The sequence below is a fragment of the Knoellia sp. AC549 genome (assembly GCF_979258975.1).
Window position 1 is genome coordinate 3152345 of the sequence record NZ_OZ409890.1, and the last position, 16472, is coordinate 3168816.

The 16472-nt window shown below is 70.5% G+C and carries 16 protein-coding genes, 1 pseudogene and 1 riboswitch; of the genes and pseudogenes, 16 read left to right on the forward strand and 1 reads right to left on the reverse strand.

The window, feature by feature from the left end:
* Positions 1-434: 434 nt before the first annotated feature.
* A complete protein-coding gene (locus ACZZ98_RS15360) occupies positions 435-1013 on the reverse strand; it encodes an RNA polymerase sigma factor (protein ID WP_463517059.1) in 579 nt (192 codons plus the stop codon).
* A gap of 76 nt (positions 1014-1089) precedes the next feature.
* Here ACZZ98_RS15360 and ACZZ98_RS15365 point away from each other — a divergent pair, with 76 nt between their 5' ends.
* The 16 genes and pseudogenes from ACZZ98_RS15365 (at position 1090) to ACZZ98_RS15440 (ending at position 16414) form a co-directional block, all read left to right on the forward strand.
* Complete coding sequence (locus ACZZ98_RS15365) at positions 1090-3078, forward strand: TIGR03960 family B12-binding radical SAM protein (protein WP_463517060.1); 1989 nt, start codon at positions 1090-1092, stop codon at positions 3076-3078.
* A gap of 72 nt (positions 3079-3150) precedes the next feature.
* Complete coding sequence (locus ACZZ98_RS15370; RefSeq protein WP_463517061.1) at positions 3151-3588, forward strand: GNAT family N-acetyltransferase; 438 nt, start codon at positions 3151-3153, stop codon at positions 3586-3588.
* Between the two features lie 31 nt (positions 3589-3619).
* Positions 3620-4081, forward strand: a complete 462-nt coding sequence (locus tag ACZZ98_RS15375; protein WP_463517062.1) for a VOC family protein — start codon at positions 3620-3622, stop codon at positions 4079-4081.
* 69 nt (positions 4082-4150) lie between these two features.
* The gene (locus ACZZ98_RS15380; RefSeq protein WP_463517063.1) at positions 4151-4429 is read left to right on the forward strand and encodes a hypothetical protein; all 279 of its coding nucleotides are present in this window, start codon (positions 4151-4153) and stop codon (positions 4427-4429) included.
* A gap of 38 nt (positions 4430-4467) precedes the next feature.
* Complete coding sequence (locus ACZZ98_RS15385; RefSeq protein WP_463517064.1) at positions 4468-5664, forward strand: endonuclease/exonuclease/phosphatase family protein; 1197 nt, start codon at positions 4468-4470, stop codon at positions 5662-5664.
* 178 nt (positions 5665-5842) lie between these two features.
* Positions 5843-6055 (forward strand): annotated as a pseudogene (locus ACZZ98_RS15390) (MSMEG_6728 family protein); the annotation flags it as partial.
* Between the two features lie 73 nt (positions 6056-6128).
* The gene (locus ACZZ98_RS15395) at positions 6129-6779 is read left to right on the forward strand and encodes a hypothetical protein (RefSeq protein ID WP_463517830.1); all 651 of its coding nucleotides are present in this window, start codon (positions 6129-6131) and stop codon (positions 6777-6779) included.
* A 159-nt stretch (positions 6780-6938) separates the two neighbouring features.
* Positions 6939-7607, forward strand: a complete 669-nt coding sequence (locus ACZZ98_RS15400; RefSeq protein ID WP_463517795.1) for a TIGR03936 family radical SAM-associated protein — start codon at positions 6939-6941, stop codon at positions 7605-7607.
* A gap of 176 nt (positions 7608-7783) precedes the next feature.
* Positions 7784-10876, forward strand: coding sequence for an Rne/Rng family ribonuclease (locus ACZZ98_RS15405; RefSeq protein ID WP_463517065.1), 3093 nt, complete (start codon positions 7784-7786; stop codon positions 10874-10876).
* Between the two features lie 131 nt (positions 10877-11007).
* On the forward strand, positions 11008-11313 hold the full coding sequence (gene rplU / locus ACZZ98_RS15410; RefSeq protein WP_380088680.1) for a 50S ribosomal protein L21: 306 nt from the start codon (positions 11008-11010) through the stop codon (positions 11311-11313).
* 35 nt (positions 11314-11348) lie between these two features.
* Positions 11349-11621, forward strand: a complete 273-nt coding sequence (rpmA, locus tag ACZZ98_RS15415) for a 50S ribosomal protein L27 (RefSeq protein ID WP_463517066.1) — start codon at positions 11349-11351, stop codon at positions 11619-11621.
* A gap of 333 nt (positions 11622-11954) precedes the next feature.
* The gene (obgE, locus tag ACZZ98_RS15420; protein ID WP_463517067.1) at positions 11955-13487 is read left to right on the forward strand and encodes a GTPase ObgE; all 1533 of its coding nucleotides are present in this window, start codon (positions 11955-11957) and stop codon (positions 13485-13487) included.
* 6 nt (positions 13488-13493) lie between these two features.
* A complete protein-coding gene (proB, locus tag ACZZ98_RS15425; protein ID WP_463517068.1) occupies positions 13494-14621 on the forward strand; it encodes a glutamate 5-kinase in 1128 nt (375 codons plus the stop codon).
* Positions 14622-14703: 82 nt separating this feature from the next.
* A riboswitch (cobalamin riboswitch) is annotated at positions 14704-14890 on the forward strand.
* Between the two features lie 28 nt (positions 14891-14918).
* Entirely contained in the window at positions 14919-15134 is a 216-nt protein-coding gene (locus ACZZ98_RS15430) for a CbtB domain-containing protein (protein ID WP_463517069.1), read from the forward strand.
* 30 nt (positions 15135-15164) lie between these two features.
* Complete coding sequence (locus ACZZ98_RS15435) at positions 15165-16034, forward strand: CbtA family protein (protein WP_463517070.1); 870 nt, start codon at positions 15165-15167, stop codon at positions 16032-16034.
* Positions 16031-16414, forward strand: a complete 384-nt coding sequence (locus tag ACZZ98_RS15440; protein WP_463517071.1) for a hypothetical protein — start codon at positions 16031-16033, stop codon at positions 16412-16414. Before ACZZ98_RS15435 ends, ACZZ98_RS15440 begins: the two co-directional genes overlap by 4 nt.
* Positions 16415-16472 lie beyond the last annotated feature (58 nt).

Below are 16472 nucleotides of genomic sequence, written 5' to 3' on the forward strand. Positions count from 1 at the left end.
CCGGGGGAACTCGAGCCCTTCGGGTCCCCTGTTCTCCTTGTTGCTCGTGTGGAGTTTCTCGGCCGTTGACAGGCAGTCCTCGCCGAGCTCGCGGGCGTCGTCGCCGGACAGCGCGGTGGGGACCGCGGACCACGCTGTCGGACGGCGCTCCTCGTCACCAAGCAGGGGAGCAGCCAACAGACCAGAAGTCATCGCCACCACCGCCCCTCCAACCACTGCGAGGCGCCGACGACGGCGCGGCGACGGCACCGGCACTTCCTCACCCGGGGCCGGGGGGCGACCCAGGATGTTGGCGTCCGGTCGCGACAGGAGGATGCGGGCCTTGAGATCGTCGGCCCGGTGCTGTTCCGTGGCGTCCAGCGAAAAGGTCGAGACCGGGTCAAGCCCCCGGATCGCGGCCTCGAGGCGGTCGTCGGTGAGGGGTGCGAAAATCTTCATGAGGTGCTCCTTCGTGGGAGTCCAGCAGGTTCGGTCACGCGGGACTGGGCGCTCGGCTCGAGGTGGCGGCGCAGCACCCGCCTCGCCCGGCTCAACCGCAGGCGGAAGGCCACCGGGGAGATGCCGAGCACCTCGGCCGCCTGCACGGAGGTCAGGTCGTCCCACACGACGAGCGCCAGCGACTCCTGGTGCACCGGGCTGAGCCGCCGCCACGCACGGGCGAGGTCGACGTGGTGGAGGACGAGGTCGGCGTCGAGGTCGCCAGTGAGCCGCCCCGTGACCTGGTCGTCGGCGATCCGGACGGTCAGGGCGCTCCGACGCTGCTCCGCCCGCTGGCTCGAGAGCAGGATGCGACGGGCGACCCCGAAGAGCCACGCCCGCGCCTCGTCCGCCTCGACCGGAAGGTCCTCGATCCGCCGCCAGGCGACGACGAAGACGTCGGCGACCACGTCCTCGGCGTGGGAGGGGTGGACGCGCCGCTGCGCGAAACGCAACACGGCGGCATACGTCGCGTCGTAGGTCGTCTCGAAGCGGACCCGCAACAGGTCCGGCGGTCCGATGTCGTTCGTGGTCATACCCCTACATGCCTCCGGACGCCGAGAGTGTGTCGCGCGACTTTGGGCTGCCCCGCGGCGAACGTACCCTTGGCGGATGCACACCCGTACTGCTGGCGACTCCCTGTTCCCCCTGCTCGAGCCCCTGCTCGAGCAGGTGAGCAAGCCGATCCAGTACGTCGGCGGCGAGCTCAACTCCACCGTCAAGGACTGGGACTGCGGTGGTGAGCACACGGTGAGGTGGGCACTCATGTACCCCGACGCCTACGAGGTCGGCGTCCCCAACCAGGGCTCGATGATCCTCTACGAGGTCCTCAACGAGCGCGAGGGCGTGCTGTGCGAGCGCACGTATGCCGTGTGGCCCGACATGGAGGCTCTCATGCGTGCGGAGGGCGTGCCGCAGTTCACGGTCGACGCCCACCGCGCGGTCGGGGACTTCGACGTGCTCGGGGTCTCGTTCTCCACCGAGCTCGGCTACACCAACCTTCTCACCGCTCTCGACCTCGGCGGCATCCCGCTGCACGCGGGTGACCGCACCGACGGTCACCCTCTCGTCATCGCCGGAGGCCACGCCGCCTTCAACCCCGAGACGATCGCCGACTTCATCGACGCCGCGATCATCGGCGACGGAGAGGAGGCGGTCCTCATGGTGACCGCCCTCGTCTCCGCCTGGAAGCGCGAGGGTATGCCGGGTGGTCGCCGTGAGCTGCTCCTGCGCCTTGCCAGCACGGGCGGCGTCTACGTCCCCGGGTTCTACGACGTCTCCTACCTGCCGGACGGTCGGATCCAGCGCATCGCCCCGACCGAGCCCGGCGTGCCGTGGCGCGTGTCCAAGCACACGGTCATGGACCTCGATGCGTGGCCCTACCCGAAGCAGCCGCTCGTGCCGCTCGCGGAGTCGGTGCACGAGCGCATGTCGGTCGAGATCTTCCGAGGCTGCACCCGTGGTTGCCGCTTCTGCCAGGCGGGCATGATCACCCGCCCGGTGCGGGAGCGCTCCATCACCGGTATCGGCGAGATGGTCGAGAAGGGCCTGGCCGCAACAGGATTCGAGGAGGTCGGGCTGCTGTCGCTGTCCAGTGCCGACCACTCCGAGATCGCCGACCTCACCAAGGGCCTCGCCGACCGCTACGAAGGCACCCAGACCGGGCTGTCGCTGCCCTCGACCCGGGTCGACGCCTTCAACATCGACCTTGCCAACGAGCTCACCCGCAACGGTCGACGCTCCGGCCTGACCTTCGCGCCCGAGGGTGGCAGCGAGCGGATCCGCAAGGTCATCAACAAGATGGTCACCGAGGAGGACCTCATCAAGACCGTGTCGGCGGCCTATGGCGCGGGCTGGCGCAACGTCAAGCTCTACTTCATGTGCGGCCTGCCGACGGAGACCGACGAGGACGTCCTGCAGATCGCCGAGCTCGCCAAGAAGGTCATCGAGACCGGACGTCAGGTCAGCGGCCGCAAGGACATCCGCTGCACCGTGTCGATCGGTGGGTTCGTGCCCAAGCCGCACACTCCCTTCCAGTGGGTCGGGCAGCTCTCGGCCGACGAGACCGACGCCAGGCTGGGCAAGCTCCGCGACGCCATCCGCGCCGACCGTCGCTTCGGCAGCTCCATCGGCTTCCGCTACCACGACGGCAAGCCCGGCATCGTCGAAGGGCTGCTCTCGCGTGGTGACCGACGAGTCGGCGCCGTCATCGAGCAGGTGTGGCGCGACGGCGGTCGCTTCGACGGCTGGAGCGAGCACTTCTCCTACGAGCTGTGGATGGCCTCCGCCGAGAAGGCGTTCGCCGCCAGCCAGTGGCCGATCGACGTCGACTGGTACACCACGCGTGAGCGTGAGGAGTCCGAGTTCCTGCCCTGGGACGTCGTCGACTCCGGCCTCGACAAGGAGTGGCTCTGGCAGGACTGGCTCGACTCGCTCGACGAGACCGAGGTCGACGACTGCCGCTGGACACCGTGCTTCGACTGCGGCGTGTGCCCTCAGCTGGGGACCGAGATCGAGATCGGCCCGACCGGCAAGACGCTCCTGCCGCTCACTGTCCTCGGCGCCGGCAAGGCCGGCATGGCCGAGCACACCCACGCCTGACCGTTGCCTCCCCCGCCGAGCGAGCCACCAATTGGTGAACCGACCATCTATAGGTGGTCGGTTCACCAACTGATGGCTCGCTCGAGCTCCGACCTCGACGACGTCATCACGCTTCGCCTCGCTTGGAAGCCGGCAGCCGACGAGGCCGAGGCGCTCGCGCTCGCTGACGAGATGCGTGCCTGGTGGGAGTCGAACGGCGCTGGAAGGCGAGCGTGGATCGCCAGGGGAGCGGACGGCATACCCGTCGGGATGGCGAACGCGGCCGTCTTCGAACGCATGCCGGTCCCGGGAAGGGGATCCGCGCGCTGGATCTACGTCGCCAACGTCTTCGTGCTGCCCGGGCACCGCCGGCAGGGCATCGCCGCGGATCTCATGAACGCTGTCGTCGAGTGGGCCCGCGCCGAGGGGATGGTGCGAATCGTGCTGGCGCCGAGCAAGATGTCGGTCCCGTTCTACGCTGCGCTCGGCTTCCGCCCGGCCGACGACCTCATGCGCCTCGACCTGTCTTGAGCCTGTCGGACCCCGGTGCCACTGTGGAGACATGAGCCGCACGATCCAGGTCACCTTCGACGCCCACGACCCGCGCGCCCAGTCCACCTTCTGGGCTGCCGCCCTGGGCTACGTCATCCCGGGCCCGCCGGGCACGGCACTGCCAGACGGCGTCGACCCGCTCGCCGCGTGGACCGAGTTCCTCACCAGGATCGGTGTGCCCGAGGACCAGCACAACTCCCGCTCGGCAGCCGAGGATCCCGACGGCAAGGGGCCCCGGGTGTTCTTCCAGCAGGTTCCCGAGGCCAAGGTCGTCAAGAACCGCGTGCACCTCGACGTCCGCATCGCCCCCGGCCTCGAGGGCGACGAGCGGATGGCGGCGCTCGAGGCCGAGTGCGAGCGACTCCAGGACCTGGGGGGGCAGCGCGTCCGCCGGGTCGAGCCGGAGCCGCCGATGGAGACCGGGTTCATCGTCATGCAGGACCCCGAGGGCAACGAGTTCTGCCTGGACTGAACGCCGGTCCGAGGGATCGCTCAGGGACCGTTCGGGGTCGCGCGCCGTTGGACGACCCGCCTGTATGCCGTGACGCTCGTCCCGGTCACCGCCCTCGCCGTGGGTGCCGTGATGGTCGGCCTGCACCTCGTCTCCGCACAGGCCGGCACCGAGGCGGCCGTTGCCGCAGCCGGCCCCTACGCGCGGTGGCTCGCCCTTGCCACCAACCTCGTCGTCGTCGACATGGTCATCCGTCGTCGTGAGCTGCCCGTCCACCGCGGCACGCCGTCTCGAGAGCCCAGCCGGACGGCATACAGGTTCATGAGCCATTCACCTTCGAAGGTGCTCCTCGACCGCGAGCATGACTAGGTTGGGCGGACCCCTGAAACCCGACGGAGGAACCACCCATGAACCTCACCCGAGCCGCCCTGATCGGCGCCACGGCCCTGCTCGCCATCGCGCCAATGACCGTCGCGTCCAGCGCCTCGGCCCAGCCGGACCGTGGGACGTCGCTGCGCGTCGCGACCTACAACCTCTCGCTCAACCGCAACGTCGCGGGCCAGCTGGTGAGCGACCTGTCGACGCCCGACAACGCCCAGGCCAAGGCGGTCGCCGAGGTCATCCAGCGCGCCAACCCCGACGTCGTCCTCCTCAACGAGTTCGACTACGTGGAGGGCGGCGCGGCGGTCGACCTCTTCCGCGACAACTACCTCGAGGTGCCGCACAACGGGGCAGCCGCGGTCGAGTACCCCTACGCCTTCGTCGCGCCCTCCAACACGGGCATCCCGAGCGGCTTCGACCTCAACAACGACGGCGCGGTAGGCGGCGGCGACGACGCCTTCGGGTTCGGCCTCTTCCCCGGCCAGTACGGCATGGTCGTCCTCTCCAAGTACCCGATCCAGACCGACGGGGTGCGCACGTTCCAGAACTTCCTGTGGCAGGACATGCCGGGCAACGTCCTCCCGACCGACTGGTACTCACCGGCGGAGCAGGACGTCCTGCGGCTCTCGAGCAAGTCGCACTGGGACGTCCCGGTCACGGTCGGCAAGCGCACGGTCCACGTCCTCGCGGCGCACCCGACACCGCCGACCTTCGACGGCCCCGAGGACCGCAACGGTCGCCGCAACCACGACGAGATCCGCTTCTGGGCCGACTACGTCACCCCGGGTCAGGGGCGCTACATCTACGACGACGCCGGCACGCGCGGTGGCCTCAACCCCAGCGAGAGCTTCGTCATCCTCGGTGACTACAACGCCGACCCGGCCGACGGTGACTCCTACGACGGCGCGATCCACCAGCTGCTCGGGAACAAGCGCATCGTCGACCCCAGGGCCACGTCCGAGGGCGCCGTGGAGGCCGCTCGGCTCCAGGGCGGCGCCAACCTCACCCACGAGGGCGATCCCAGATACGACACGGCCGACTTCGCCGACGGCGCACCGGGCAACCTCCGGGTCGACTACACGCTGCTGTCGAAGCACTTCACCGTGAAGGACGCCGGCGTCTTCTGGCCGGTCCTGGCCGACCCCCTGTCCCGCCTCACGGGTGTGTTCCCGTTCCCGACGAGCGACCACCGTCTCGTCTGGGCGGACGTCGCCCTGCGCTGACCCTCCCGTCAGACACAGCGTTCGGTATGCCGTGGCGCCAGCAGGTGCCACGGCATACCTGCGTGCGCCCAGGGCCGGGGGAGTGCTCCCCGCGGTGGTGAGCGTTGCGGTCCGGCCGCTGCGAAACATCGGTCCACCTGCGGGCATCCGATGGGGCTGCACAGGGTAGAAGGGAGCGATGCAGACGTTCCTCCCGTATGCCGACCCGCGCGCCAGCGCCGCTGTCCTCGATGACCGGAGGCTCGGCAAGCAGCGGGTCGAGACCTTCCAGGTGCTGCGGGCCCTCACCTGGCCGACGTACGGGTGGAAGAACCACCCCGCGGTCCGGATGTGGCGGGGGTTCGTCCCCGGGCTGGTCGCCTACGGTCTGGCGTGCGTCGACGAATGGCGGGCCAGGGGACGGGCCGACTCGACCCGGAAGCTCACTGCTCGACTTCTCCGCCGGGGTCGAACCCGACTGGGACGTGCTCCACGACGAGGGACGGTTGCCGCCGTGGGTGGGCGACGAGCCGCTGCACCTCAGCCACCGGTCGGCGCTGGTGCGCAAGGACCCCGAGCACTACCGCCGGTACTTCGGGGACGTCCCCGACGACCTGCCCTACGTGTGGCCCGACCCGACCTTCCCGCGGTGGCCGGTGCACCGTCCCGAAGGCGGGCCGCTGGCGCTCGCGGACGCTACGACGCTGCTCGGCCTCGACGACGCGCCGGCCGGCGCGGCCCAGACGGTGCGCCGGCTGGCGCTGGGTTCGGACGTGGTGCTCCAGGCACAGGACGCGCCCGACGTCAGGGTCCTGGCGCTGCTCGCCGGCCTGTGCACCCCGGGCTCGACGCTCTGGGTCGTGGACCTGCCCCCGCTCCCGCCGAGCGGCCCGCCACCGGAGCCGCGCGAAGGCACCGGCTCGGTGAGCCCGTCGACGGCCCGCCCACCCTCGGACGCCGACCGGCTGGCGATGGTGCAGGAGGCCGAGGTCGTCCCGGAGTTCCGGTTCGTCCGGCGCGGACTCGTCACGCGGACGCTAGCGGACGACCTGGGGGCCGGGCTGGTCGTGACCGGGCCCGCGGGCGACCCCGGAGCCGGCGTCGGCCGACCCCGCCTGGTCATCCCGGGCAGCTGAGCCGGGAGGACATCGCCGGCCGGACGGCATACGGGCGTGGAAGTCCGGGCCCAGCAGTGAAATAGGCTGGGCGGACCATGGCTCGTCGCACCCCTGAAGGCCCCCCACCGCCCCTCGCGGTCCAGAAGCTTCCGCATCCGCTACGCTAAGCGCGGACGGCTGCGCTTCTCCTCGACGCGCGACTTCGCGAGAGCGCTCGAACGCGCCCTGCGGCGCTCCGGGGTGCCGATGGCGTTCTCGGCCGGCTTCCACCCGCACCCCAAGATCAGCTATGCCAACGCGGCGCCGACGGGGACGGCGAGCGAGGCCGAGTACTTCGAGATCTCGGTGACCGAGCGCGTCGACCCCGAGGCCCTGAGGGTGGCACTCGACGGAGCGTTGCCACCCGACCTCGACGTCATCGAGGTCGTCCAGGCGGGCCCGGGAAGCCTCGCCGAGCGGCTCGAGGCCAGCGTCTGGCGTCTCGAGATGCGTGGGGTCGACCACGCAACCCTGGCGTATGCCGTCGAGCGCTTCCTCGCAGTGGAGACCGCCGAGGTGACCCGCATGTTCAAGACCGGAGCCAAGACCTTCGACGTCCGCTCCGCCGTCGTGTCGATGGTCGCCGCCGAGAGCGATGACCCGTCGTGTGCGATACTGCAGATGGTCGTTCGGCACACCACACCGTCCGTTCGCCCCGATGACATCCTGACCGCACTGCACGCAGTGACCGAGCTCAGGCCTCCGGTTCCACCACTCGTGACCCGGTTGGCCCAGGGCCCGCTGCTCACCGCAGCTGCTGGGGTGGCTGATCCACTGGCCGCCGACAAGGAGGCCGTCGGTTCCTGATCGGTTGCCGCAGCGGAGATCCAGCCGCGCGAAACCCTCGGGGACAGCACATGACTTCCGTGTCGGGAAATTCCACCCGACACGATCGCGATACGAGCCCCACGGGGTCGGCAGGTCCGGGCGAAAGTCCAGATGGTGTGGCTGACGGCCACGTGGCGCCGAGAGGGTCACAGCCCATGGCTACCCAGGACGAACCCACCAACATCGACACCACGACCGACGGCGGCGCGGGTGACATCGTCGAGGCGGCGCCCGCGAAGGCGCCGCGGCGCCGACGAGCGACCAAGAAGGCCGCCGCCCCGGAGGCGGCCGATCTCGGCTTCGACCTCCCGGAGGGCGATGCCTCGGCTCCGCCCGCTGCGGCCGAGGCGCCTGAGGTCGCGCCGGAGGCCGCGCCCAAGAAGAAGGCGGTCAAGAAGACCGCCAAGAAGGTTGCGAAGAAGTCCGCCAGCACCAAGAAGACCGTCGCCGCTGAGCCGGAGGCTCCGGTGGCCGAGCCTGCCGCTAGCGAGGTGCCGGCCCTCACCGGGTCTGAGGTCGACCTCGAGGCCGAGACCGAGACCGACGCGGAGGCCGACGCACTCGCCGAGGCCCTGAAGGCGGACGCACCCGCAAAGGTTCCGTCGTTCGGCCTGGTGTTCCAGGCCCCCGACGTCAGCGCCGCCCCGCGCCGCCGCCGTGCGACCGCTCCCGCCCAGGCGCCGAGCGAGGGCACGATCGACCCCGTGCCTGAGGAGGCTGCGACCCTCGACGAAACCGCTCCGTCCAAGCCCGTGAGGGGCCGGGCCACCAAGGCTGCCCAGAGGGCCACCGCCGACGAGGTCGAGGGCGAGGGCGACAAGCCCAAGAGGTCCCGGCGGGGCAAGGCAGCAAGAACGCCCCAGGCCGCCGAGCCCGTCGACTCGACCGAGGACGACGAGGCGGTCGACGAGCAGAGCGACGATGACAGCCGGGACGACTCCGCCGACGAGCCCCAGGAGGGTGGCCGCCGCCGCCGTCGTGGCGGGCGCGGCCGTCGTGGTCGCGGGGGCAACGACCGTCCCGACCAGGGCGACTCCGACGACAACGGCGCCGACGCGTCCGACGACGCCGGCTCCGACGAGGGCGACACGGACGCCGACGGCCGTGGGGACGACGCGGAGAACGACAACGAGGACGGTGGCACGAGCCGCCGTCGCCGCCGTCGTCGTCGCTCCGGTTCCTCGGCCGAGGGCGACGACCCGCCCGGAACGGTGACCAAGGTGCGCGAGCCCCGCAAGGAGCGCGAGCGCAACGACGAGCCGACGGCCGTCAAGGGATCGACGCGTCTCGAGGCCAAGAAGCAGCGGCGTCGCGAGGGCCGCGAGGCCGGGCGCCGTCGCACGATCATCACCGAGGCCGAGTTCCTGGCCCGCCGTGAGTCGGTCGAGCGCGTCATGACCGTGCGCGGCAAGGGTGACAAGACCCAGATCGGGGTCCTCGAGGATGGCGTGCTCGTCGAGCACTACGTCTCCCGCGAGACCAACGCCTCGATGGCCGGCAACGTCTACCTCGGGCGCGTGCAGAACGTCCTGCCCTCGATGGAGGCCGCCTTCGTCGACATCGGCAAGGGCCGCAACGCCGTGCTCTACGCCGGTGAGGTCAACTGGGACGCCGCCGGTCTCGAGCAGAACCGCGCCAAGCGCATCGAGAATGCCATGGGCTCCGGCGACACCGTCCTCGTCCAGGTGACCAAGGACCCGATCGGGCACAAGGGAGCCCGCCTCACGAGCCAGATCTCGCTCCCGGGCCGCTACCTCGTCTATGTCCCCGAAGGGTCGATGACGGGCATCTCACGCAAGCTCCCCGACACCGAGCGGGCACGCCTCAAGGCGATCCTCAAGGAGGTCGTCCCCGACCACGCAGGCGTCATCGTCCGCACGGCGGCCGAGGGCGCCTCGGAGGAGGAGCTGCGCGCCGACGTCGAGCGCCTCACCAAGGCCTGGGACAAGATCCAGCAGAAGGTCGCCGCTGCGTCCTCCAAGAAGGCCGGCAGCGGCGGCGCCCCCGTCCTGCTCCACGGCGAGGCGGACCTCACGGTCCGCGTCATCCGTGACGTCTTTACCGAGGACTTCAGCGAGCTCATCGTCTCGGGTGACCAGGCGTGGGCAGAGGTGAGTGGCTACGTCGAGGACGTCGCCCCCGACCTCGCCAAGCGACTCACCCACTGGACCTCCGAGGAGGATTTGTTCACGCACCACCGCGTCGATGAGCAGATCGCCAAGGCGATGGACCGCAAGGTCTGGCTGCCCTCCGGAGGCTCGCTCGTCATCGACCGCACCGAGGCCATGACGGTCGTCGACGTCAACACCGGCAAGTTCATCGGCTCCGGTGGCAACCTCGAGGAGACGGTCACCAAGAACAACATCGAGGCCGCCGAGGAGATCGTCCGCCAGCTCCGGCTGCGCGACATCGGCGGGATCATCGTCATCGACTTCATCGACATGGTCCTCGAGTCCAACCGTGACCTCGTGGTCCGGCGCCTCCTCGAGTGCCTCGGTCGCGACCGCACCAAGCACCAGGTCGCCGAGGTCACCTCGCTCGGGCTCGTCCAGATGACGCGCAAGCGGGTCGGCTCGGGCCTCATCGAGGTCTTCTCCGAGCAGTGCGAGCACTGCGCCGGGCGCGGCATCATCGTCCAGAGCGAGCCCGTCGACCGCACCGGCACCTCGAACGAGCACGGTCACTCCAACGGCTCCGTGGGCGGACAGGGCGGCGACAAGGGCAACGGGGCCTCCGGCCGTGGCCGGGGTCGTCGCGGCAAGGGTGGCGACTCGGGTCAGGTGAGCGCGGCCAAGGGATCCCCGGCAGCCGAGGCGCCCCCGGCGCCCAACGGACCCACGGCTGCCCAGATCGCGGCGGCGGCGCACGCGGCGGCCATCAAGTCGATGTCCGGCGAGCCCACCGACGACGACGTCGCCGAGCTCGCCGCCCCCCCGACCGACGCGTCGAGCGCCGAGTCCGCGACCGCCGAGCCCACGTCCGCCGAGCCCACGACCGCCGAGCCCACGACCGCCGCGGGTCCCGAGAGCACCCCGAGCACACCAAGCACCTCGGGCACCCCCACCGTCATCGCCGAGGTGGGGCTGCTCGACGGCGCCCAGGACTCCGAGCCGGCCCGCCCGGTCGTCGCCGAGCCGGCACCGATCGACGAGCCCGTCGTGCGGCCTCGCCGCAAGCGTGGTCGGGTCGTCGCCCCCGCCGGTCCGCCGAAGGCCGCGGATTTGGAGCAGGGCGAGGGCGACCGATAGTCTTGTCCGTCGGTGCGCCCACCGAGCCGATGTCCTGAGTCTTGGATGTTCTTCCGAACACACGAGGCAATGGGTAGCTGTCAGCCGGTCATCCAGAGCGAGTGCATCCTGATCCGAAAGTGAGCTCCACTGTGTACGCGATTGTTCGCGCAGGTGGTCGGCAGGAAAAGGTCTCCGTCGGAGACCTCCTGCTGATCGACAAGGTCGGCCAGGCCGGCGACAGCATCGACCTGACCCCGCTTCTCGTCGTGGACGGCTCGACCGTCACCTCCGACGCCACGAAGCTGGCCAAGGTCTCCGTCAAGGCCGAGGTCGTCAAGGCGGCCAAGGGTCCCAAGATCGTGATCATGAAGTACAAGAACAAGACCGGTTACCGCAAGCGTCAGGGTCACCGTCAGCACCTGACCCAGATCAAGATCACCTCGATCGACGCCTGAGCGTTCCGTCCACAGACTCACGAAGGTAGAGAAACATGGCACACAAGAAGGGTGCAGCCTCGACCCGTAACGGTCGCGACTCCAACTCCCAGCGGCTCGGCGTCAAGCGCTTCGGCGGCCAGCTCGTCAACGCGGGCGAGATCATCGTCCGCCAGCGTGGCACGCACTTCCACCCCGGTGACGGCGTCGGCCGTGGCGGCGACGACACCCTGTTCGCGCTCGTCGCGGGCAACGTCGAGTTCGGCACCAAGCGCCGCCGCAAGGTCATCAACATCGTCCCCACCCCGGAAACCGTCGCCGCTGAGTGAGGCTCTCGGTGAGGTCCGGCATGCCGTGAGCTCAGCTCCGGCATCCTCCTCACCACCGCGAAGGGCGGGCTGGATCTTGATCCGGCCCGCCTTCTCGTCTCCCCGCACCTCACGCTTGCGTCTGCGCCGACGGCGGTGAGAGCGACCACATCCACAGACACCGCGGGTATGCCGCCCGCTCACCTTCCCTGGCGTCTGCGCCGATGGTTGCCACTGCAGCCACATCCGCAGACGTGAGGGCCGGGGGAGCGTCCGTAGACTGGCCCCCAGACGTAGCACCACCCTCTCGCACCCCGCAGCTCGCATCGCCCCCTTCGGAAGCAGGAATCCTTCATGGCCGTCAACTTCGTGGACCGCGTCGTCCTCAACGTCGCGGCCGGTGACGGCGGGCACGGCGTGGCCTCGGTCAAACGCGAGAAGTTCAAGCCCCTGGGCGGGCCCGACGGGGGCAACGGCGGCAAGGGCGGCTCGGTCGTCCTGCGGGTCGACCCCCAGTCGACGACTCTCCTCGACTACCACCACACCCCGCACCGTCGGGCGCCCAACGGCAAGCCCGGTGGCGGCGACGAGCGCAACGGTGGCGACGGCGCCGACCTCGTCCTGCCCGTGCCCGAGGGCACGGTCGTCAAGAACGCAGCCGGCGACATCCTGGCCGACCTCGTGGGGCACGACGCCGAGTTCGTCGTCGCAGCAGGAGGTCGTGGAGGTCTGGGCAACAAGCAGCTGGCGTCCGCGCGACGCGTGGCCCCGGGCTTCGCCCTGCTCGGTGAGCCCGGTGAGGCACTCGAGATCGTCCTCGAGCTCAAGTCGCTCGCCGACGTGGCCCTCATCGGCTTCCCCAGCGCGGGCAAGTCCTCGCTCGTGTCGGTCGTGAGCGCAGCCAAGCCCAAGATCGCGGACTACCCGTTCACGACGCTCATCCCCAACCTCGGCGTCGTCACGGCCGGCAGCGCCCGCTACACGATCGCCGACGTCCCCGGCCTCATCCCGGGCGCGAGCGAGGGCAAGGGCCTGGGCCTGGAGTTCCTCCGCCACGTGGAGCGCTGCTCCGTGCTCGTCCACGTCGTCGACTGCGCCACCCTGGAGTCCAACCGCGACCCGATGAGCGACCTCGACGTCATCGAGGCCGAGCTCGCGGCCTACGTCCCCGACGACAGCCTCGGTGGACGCCCGCTCTCCGAGCGCACCCGCATCGTCGTCCTCAACAAGGCCGACGTCCCCGACGCTCGCGACCTGGCCGAGATGGTCAAGCCGGACCTCGAGGCCCGTGGGCTCGAGGTCCACATCGTCAGCGCCGTCGCGCACACCGGGCTCAAGGAGCTGACCTTCTCGCTCGCCAAGCACGTCGCCGCCGCCCGTGCCGAGATGGAGGCCCTGGTCGTCGAGCGACCGCGCGCCATCGTCCGCCCCAAGGCCGTCGACGAAACCGGCTTCACGGTCCGCAAGGAGAACTCGCCCGACGGCGAGGTCTTCCGCGTGCAGGGTGACCGCCCGACCCGCTGGATCCACCAGACCGACTTCTCCAACGACGAGGCCGTCGGCTACCTCGCCGACCGGCTCAGTCGTCTCGGGGTCGAGGAGCAGCTCTACAAGGCCGGCGCCGTGGCCGGCTCGACCGTCGTCATCGGACCCGAGGACAACTCGGTCGTCTTCGACTGGGAGCCCACGATGGCTGCGGGCGCCGAGCTGCTCACCGGTCCTCGAGGCACCGACCTGCGCCTCGGCGAGAACGACCGCAAGAGCCGTGGCGAGAAGCGCCAGGAGTTCCACGGCCGCAAGGACGCCCAGACGGCCGCGCGCGAGACGCTCGCCGCCGAGCGCAAGGCCGGACACTGGGCCACCGCCCGCGACGACGCCGACGAGTGAGCGCTCGTGGGCTCTGAGGCGGTCCTGCGCGCCGCGATCGGCCAGGCACACCGCGTCGTCGTCAAGGTGGGCTCGTCCTCGCTCACCGGGCCCGGCGGCGGAGCCATCGACGAGGCGCGACTGGTCGCTCTCGTCAGCCACCTGGCTGCGGTGCGTGAGCGCGGGGGAGAGGTCGTCCTCGTCTCGTCCGGTGCCATCGCGGCCGGGCTCGGCCCCCTGGGCCTGACCGCGCGTCCCCGCGACCTCGCCACCCAGCAGGCCGCGGCCAGCGTCGGTCAGGGTGCCCTCGTCGCGGCATATGCTCGCGCGTTCGCCCACCACCACTTCACCGTCGGCCAGGTCCTGCTCACCGCCGACGACGTCACCCGTCGCACGCACTACACCAACGCACGACGGACCCTCACGCGACTGCTCGACCTCGGCATCGTGCCGATCGTCAACGAGAACGACACGGTCGCCACCCACGAGATCCGCTTCGGTGACAACGACCGTCTCGCCGCCCTCGTCTCACACCTCGTCGGCGCGGACGCCCTCGTCCTTCTCACCGACGTGGACGCCCTCTATGACGGCCCCCCGTCGCGACCGGGCTCGCAGCGGATCTCGGCGGTGCTGTCGGCGGAGGACCTCGCCGGCATCGAGATCGGCGGGACCGGCAGCTCGGTCGGCAGTGGGGGCATGGCCACCAAGGTGGAGTCGGCCGGCATCGCGGGGGCGGCCGGCATACCCACCGTCCTGTCCCGCCTCGCCGATGCCGCACACGCCCTCGCGGGTGAGGACGTCGGCACCGTCTTTGCGCCGCAGGCGCGTTCACGGGCCTCGCGGCAGCTGTGGATCGCCCACGCCACCACGCCGCGCGGACGGCTCATCGTCGACGACGGGGCCGTGTCCGCCCTGACCAGGAGGCGCACCTCGTTGCTGCCGGCTGGCATCGTCGAGGTGCAGGGGACCTTCACCGGCGGCGACCCCGTCGACGTGTGCGGGCCGGACGGCCAGGCGATCGCGCGCGGCCTCGTGAACTACTCCTCAGGCGAGCTGCCGCCCATGCTCGGGCGCAGCACACACGACCTGGCGCGTGACCTCGGCGCGGCCTACGAGCGCGAGGTCATCCACCGCGACGACCTCGTGATGCTCTGAGCTGCGTTCTCCCAGAACGCTTTTCCTCGACTCGACGGACACGCGCAGGGGACACGGTCGGCGCGAACCATGAGCCTTGTGGCAGGATGCCGAGTGCCGCAGTGCACGGGAAGTCGGTGTGATTCCGACGTGGTCCTCGCCACTGTGACCAGGGAGTGGCTCCTCGTCGTTCGCCACTGACAGCCGCAGGTTCACGCCGGGCTGTCGGGAAGGCCGAGGAGTCGTGGTGATCTGGAAGCCAGGAGACCGGCTGCGGCGCAGATCAGTCCACGAGGCATGGAACGAAAGGGTCCCATCATGACCAGCTCCTCAGCTGTCGCTGTCCCCGCACCCTCCGCATCGCTCGCGAGCATCCGCGTCCCCCTGTGGGCGTGGGCGCTGCTCGCCGTCGCGGTGTTCGCGCTCTACTTCGTCTCCCAGGAGAACGGCGCGCTGCTCAGCGCGTCGAACGCCGAGGTGCTGCACGAGCTCACTCACGACGCGCGCCACGCCCTCGGCGTGCCGTGCCACTGATCCCGACCTGATCTCCCACACGAACGACACGTGATCAGCTTTGGATCCGTGCTGCGCGCAGGCGTGGCCGCAGGTGCTGCCGCCGGTCTGGCCTCAGCACTTGTCATCTGGCTCCTCGTCGAGCCCGTCATCCGCAAGGCCCTCGTCATCGAGGGCCGACGCGGTGCATCCGGTGGACACGCGGGCGGACACGCCGGCGAGTCGGCCCTGTTCACCATCCCGGCCCTCCTCCCCACACACGGCGGCGACCTCGTCACCCGCGGGCAGCAGGTCGTCGGAGGTGCCGTCACCTCGGTCCTCGTCGGCATCGCCTTCGGAGTGATCTTCGCGATCGTCTACGCGAAGGCCCGCCACCACCTGGCCGGCGCCACCGACTACTGGCGCTCGCTCGGTCTCGCGGCCATCGGCTTCGGCGCGATCACGCTCCTGCCCGCGATCGTCGTCCCGGCCAACCCCCCGGGGGTCGGAGACCCGGCAACGGTCACCCAGCGCACGTGGCTCTATGTCCTGTCGTTGCTCCTCGGTGTGGCGATCGCCCTGGCAGTGCCGCTGCTCGACCGGGCACTGGCCCGCCGCGACCTCTCGCACGCCACCCGGTGCTCGCTCGGCGTGCTTGCGGTGGTCCTTGCGGTCGTCGCGGTGGTCGTGCTGCTGCCGGGCACGCCCGACGCCGTGCCCGAGGACGTCCCGGCAGCTCTCCTCTGGGAGTTCCGGGTGGCCTCGCTCGCTCAGCTGGCGGCCATGTGGGTGACGCTCGGGACGGTCTTCGGGCTGCTCATGGAGCGCGCTGTCGCTGCGAAGCAGCCTTCGGCCTCGGGCGACTCCGGTTCGGCGCATGAGCAGGAGCTCCCAGCTGCCGGGCGGGCCTCCACGGCCGCACCCGCACGTGCCGACGCGTGAGTCGGCGCATCGACACCACCTGCACGATCCGGGTCTGCCGTGACTGCTGTTGCGGCACGGAGCGCCAGCACCCGGGCGTCGACCACGACGGGCTCCTCGCCCGACTCGAGGACGGCGCCCGAGGTGGCGCGCGGGTGTCGGTGAGCACCTGCCTGCTGGCGTGCGACCAGTCCAACGTCGTCGTCGTGTCGCCGTCACCGTCGGGGCGTCGAGCGGGCGGTCGACCGGTCTGGGTGCGCGGCGTGCTCGACGAGGGGACCGTGGACGCGCTGCTCACCTGGGTGCACGAAGGCGGACCGGGGTGGACCGACCCGCCCGACCTGGTGGCTCGGCTGGCCTTCCCGCCCAGCGGCCCGTCGACTGCATACGTCACTCTCTGAAACCTCGCCTTGTGTGCCTGAGAACGGGCTACAGCCCGTTCTCAGGCACACAAGGCGA

Excerpts from the sequence above, each read along its gene's own strand:
- ACZZ98_RS15385 (WP_463517064.1), top strand. The coding sequence starts at position 4,468 with ATGAACCTCACCCGAGCCGCCCTGATCGGCGCCACGGCCCTGCTCGCC.
- ACZZ98_RS15370 (WP_463517061.1), top strand. The coding sequence starts at position 3,151 with ATGGCTCGCTCGAGCTCCGACCTCGACGACGTCATCACGCTTCGCCTC.
- obgE (WP_463517067.1), top strand. The coding sequence starts at position 11,955 with ATGGCCGTCAACTTCGTGGACCGCGTCGTCCTCAACGTCGCGGCCGGT.
- ACZZ98_RS15430 (WP_463517069.1), top strand. The coding sequence starts at position 14,919 with ATGACCAGCTCCTCAGCTGTCGCTGTCCCCGCACCCTCCGCATCGCTC.
- ACZZ98_RS15405 (WP_463517065.1), top strand. The coding sequence starts at position 7,784 with ATGGCTACCCAGGACGAACCCACCAACATCGACACCACGACCGACGGC.
- ACZZ98_RS15365 (WP_463517060.1), top strand. The coding sequence starts at position 1,090 with ATGCACACCCGTACTGCTGGCGACTCCCTGTTCCCCCTGCTCGAGCCC.
- ACZZ98_RS15375 (WP_463517062.1), top strand. The coding sequence starts at position 3,620 with ATGAGCCGCACGATCCAGGTCACCTTCGACGCCCACGACCCGCGCGCC.
- ACZZ98_RS15360 (WP_463517059.1), bottom strand. The coding sequence starts at position 1,013 with ATGACCACGAACGACATCGGACCGCCGGACCTGTTGCGGGTCCGCTTC.
- rpmA (WP_463517066.1), top strand. The coding sequence starts at position 11,349 with ATGGCACACAAGAAGGGTGCAGCCTCGACCCGTAACGGTCGCGACTCC.